This window comes from Lapillicoccus sp. (genome assembly GCF_039935575.1).
Classification (GTDB): domain Bacteria; phylum Actinomycetota; class Actinomycetes; order Actinomycetales; family Dermatophilaceae; genus Lapillicoccus.
This window is the reverse complement of the sequence record NZ_JBDTKA010000138.1, coordinates 1-3,209: the sequence shown is the minus strand read 5'-3', so window position 1 is coordinate 3,209 and position 3,209 is coordinate 1. Positions and strand designations below refer to the sequence as shown.

The following is a 3,209-nucleotide window of genomic DNA, read 5'->3' as shown; positions in this document are numbered from 1 at the left end:
TCGACAACGCCACCGCTGGGAAGGACATCACCGGGCTAGCACCCGGCTACTACGTGGGAGCAGCGCTCATGCTCATCGCCGGCATCATCGCCATCTTCCTCGGCGTGCACGCCGAACAGAAGTCACTTGAGAGCAGTGCGAAACCCCTCACCGCCGAAGACGACTCCCCAGCATCAGGCCACGAGCAGGCGCCCGCCAGCGCTTGACTCGGGACAGGTCCCGGCCCAGCTCCAAGCCGCCAGGGCGCACCGTCACCCACAGAGCGGCGGACCTGCCGGAGTTGCACCTAAGGCGGCTCCTGATCTTGGGCGGTTGGGCGCGTTGGCTCGCTCGTGATGGTGGAGCGTCAGGAGGTAGCCGCGGGTGCGCGACCTTCCGTCGACGGCCGACGCCGGCCCGGTCACCGGCCTGCCAGGGAACTCACTGCGGATTCGCAGGCTGCAGGGGCGGATTTGGGGAGGCGTTTGGGGCTGCGGTGGGTGACCGTAGAACTCGGACTGAGCCCGAGTGTGCCCCGATCGACGAAGGACAAGCCATGGTGGATGTTGGCGTACGAGAGCGACTCCCACGGGAGGGGGCCTCTCGGGGTGCTTCGCGGTCGAAACGCCGGGGAGCCCGCTTCCCCCGTTCCCCCCGGGCCCGCAGGCGGCGCCGGAGGCTGTTCCGCTCGGTGGCCGGGCTGATGGTGGTGGTGCTGGTGGGGCTGGGCTGGTCCATCGGCACGGCCCTGCTCGCCCCCGGGGGTGACAGCGTCGCGGCCAAGCTGGCGGAGTGGGGTCGGGACCATGGCCTGGGAGCCGCGGTCGGGTGGATGGAGACGGCCCAGTACGACCTGCACCCGCCGCAAGAGGGCGGATCGGTGTCGGTCCCCCAGATCGGGAAGGCCGCCGGCGCGGGCACCGCTGCCGGTTCGGCTTCTTCTCAGGCGCCGGGGGCGTCGGGCGGTAGCGTCAAGGTGGTCCAGCCGATCGTCCCCGGTCCGGTCACCTCACCGGCCGGCCCGAACCTGCCGTCCGAGGGTGTCTGGCAGAGCATCGAGAGCGTCAACGGGACGCCGGCGATGTACGCGACCTTCGTCCGCCCGGATACCACGCACACGTCTTACCTGGCCGGGATCGTGTCGATGGACCAGCGGCTGGTGAAGTTCCAGCTGCACCCGGGGGAGACCGACCCCGGGCCGGGCGCCTGGGGTGTCCCCACGTCGGTGCCACCGACGGACCGCGCGAACCTGCTCGCGACGTTCAACGGCGGCTTCAAGGTCAAGGACTCCCGCGGCGGCTTCTACCTCAACGGACAGACGGCCGGCACCTTGACTAACGGCGCCGCGTCGCTGGTGTTCGGCAAGGACGGCCACGTCACCGTCGGGGTGTGGGGTCGGGACGTGACGATGACCCCTGACGTCGGGGCGGTCCGGCAGAACCTCAAGCTCATCGTCGACCACGGCAAGGTCCCGGCGAACGTCGACTCCAACGTCGAGGCCAACTGGGGCGCCAGCATCAGCGGCAACCTGTATGTGTGGCGTTCAGCCATGGGGTTGACGGCGGACGGGCGGCTGATCTTCGTCTACGGTCCGGCGCTGTCGGTGCGCAGCGTGGCCGACCTGCTGCAGCGCTCCGGCGTGGTGACCGGTCTGCAGATGGAGATCAACCCCGCCTGGATGTCCTTCATGTACTACCAGCAGACGGCGGACCCGACGACCCCGACACCCGTGAACCTGCTCTCCAGCCAGGAGCGGCCGGCTGACCGTTACCTGCAGCCCACCAGCCGCGACTTCATCCAGGCCTCCACACGATGACGACCACTGGCCGTGCTTCTCCTCCCTGCCCTTCGCGGGGGACCCAATAAGGGGGCGGCACCGGTCCGCGCGCAGCGACCGAGAAGAAACAGATGGCAGCGGCCGAACGGCCGGCCAGTTGACGACCTGACGGACCCTCCGCCCCTTCCGAACCTGTCCTGGGGACGAACCGCGGTCAGTTCGTGCTGCTGCCGTGAGTAGCACCCCTCCCGCGCAGGCTGAGTCGGCGGGGCCGGCCCAGGGTCGGGTCGAGGCGTTCAGCGACGGCGTCTTCGCCGTCGCCATCACCCTGCTCGTCCTGGACGTCACGCTCGCGGTCAAAGCTGAACCGGGACGGCGGTGGCTTGGTCAGCCCATCGTGTGGACGGAGTCGGGGCGATCGTCAGCAGCAGCCGGGGACTGGTCGCGTCCGCCGTACCAGGGGTAGGGCTGGCCGAGGTAGCGCTGGGCGAGGGCCTCGATGTGCTCTGCCGCGCCGTCGAGAAGCCGGCAACTGTGCGGCATGGATCTCCATGGCATTTCGCGCTAGTGTCATTGACATGAAACGGCGGTACACCATGTCGGCTCGGGCCGCCTCGGTCCAGCAGACGGGGGAGCGCATCCTGATGGCGGCCTTCTACCGCTTCAAGGTGGCGTTGTTCGACGAGGTGACCCTCGACCAAATCGCCGCGGACGCCGATGTCGCCGTGCAGACCGTGATCCGCCGCTTTGGCTCCAAGGAAGGAATTGTCTGGGCGCTCACCGAGATCCGGGAAGCCCAGGTCGACGCCCAACGCGGTCAGGCACCGGTGGGTGACGTGGACGGGGCGGTGGCGAACCTGATCGACCACTACGAGGCGGAAGGCGACCTGATGATGCACCTGCTCCGCCAGGAGAACCGGGTGCCCGCGTTCGCCGACGTTGCTGCGCGCGGCCGGATGATCCATGCCCAGTGGTGCGCCCGCGTGTTTGCGCCCTGGCTGCAAACCCGCTCGGGGGTCGAGCGCCGACGCCTGAGCGCACAGCTGATCGCGATCTGCGACCTCTACACCTGGCATCTGCTGCGTCGTCAGCAAGGCCTGTCCCAGCGTCAAACCAAGCTGGCGCTGCTGGAACTTCTGGAAGGAACGCTGTCATGAAGGTCTTCGTCTACACCGCCCCCGCCCGTGGCCACCTGTTCCCCACCGTTCCGGTCCTGATGGAGCTGCAGCAGCGGGGACATGAGGTGGTCATCCGGACGATCGCGGCTGAGGTGGCCGGGTTGCGCGAGCTGGGCTTCAAAGCCGACCCAGTGGACCCGGCCATCGACGACGTAGAGATGGCGGACTTCAAGGAGCACAACCCACTGGCCTCACTCAAGGCCAGCGTCGCCAACTTCATCGCCCGTGGCGAGTTGCAGGTGCCTGAGGTGCAGCGCGCCATCAGTGAGGAGCAG

Annotated in this window: 4 protein-coding genes and 2 pseudogenes; 5 read left to right on the top strand and 1 reads right to left on the bottom strand. The window is 68.5% G+C overall.

Going from position 1 to position 3,209, the window contains the following annotated elements; all coding sequences use genetic code 11:
• From ABI385_RS16440 to ABI385_RS18555, 3 genes and pseudogenes are all read left to right on the top strand, one after another.
• The coding region (locus ABI385_RS16440) for a hypothetical protein (RefSeq protein WP_348104839.1) at positions 1-206 on the top strand (206 nt) is incomplete at its 5' end.
• Between the two features lie 464 nt (positions 207-670).
• Positions 671-1,795 (top strand): phosphodiester glycosidase family protein, encoded by a 1,125-nt coding sequence (locus tag ABI385_RS16435; protein ID WP_348104838.1) that lies wholly within the window; start codon positions 671-673, stop codon positions 1,793-1,795.
• 193 nt (positions 1,796-1,988) lie between these two features.
• Positions 1,989-2,105 (top strand): annotated as a pseudogene (locus ABI385_RS18555) (TMEM175 family protein); the annotation flags it as partial.
• A 38-nt stretch (positions 2,106-2,143) separates the two neighbouring features.
• Here ABI385_RS18555 and ABI385_RS16430 read toward each other — a convergent pair.
• On the bottom strand, positions 2,144-2,299 hold the full coding sequence (locus tag ABI385_RS16430) for a hypothetical protein (RefSeq protein WP_348104837.1): 156 nt from the start codon (positions 2,297-2,299) through the stop codon (positions 2,144-2,146).
• A 101-nt stretch (positions 2,300-2,400) separates the two neighbouring features.
• On the opposite strand from ABI385_RS16430, the gene ABI385_RS16425 reads away from it, so the two are divergent.
• On the top strand, positions 2,401-2,913 hold the full coding sequence (locus ABI385_RS16425; protein ID WP_348104836.1) for a TetR family transcriptional regulator: 513 nt from the start codon (positions 2,401-2,403) through the stop codon (positions 2,911-2,913).
• Positions 2,910-3,209: pseudogene (locus ABI385_RS16420) on the top strand (hypothetical protein); the annotation flags it as partial. The gene ABI385_RS16425 and the pseudogene ABI385_RS16420, both read left to right, overlap by 4 nt.

Coding starts and splice junctions, on each gene's coding strand:
- ABI385_RS16430 (WP_348104837.1), bottom strand. CDS start 2,299: ATGCCGCACAGTTGCCGGCTTCTCGACGGCGCGGCAGAGCACATCGAG.
- ABI385_RS16425 (WP_348104836.1), top strand. CDS start 2,401: ATGGCGGCCTTCTACCGCTTCAAGGTGGCGTTGTTCGACGAGGTGACC.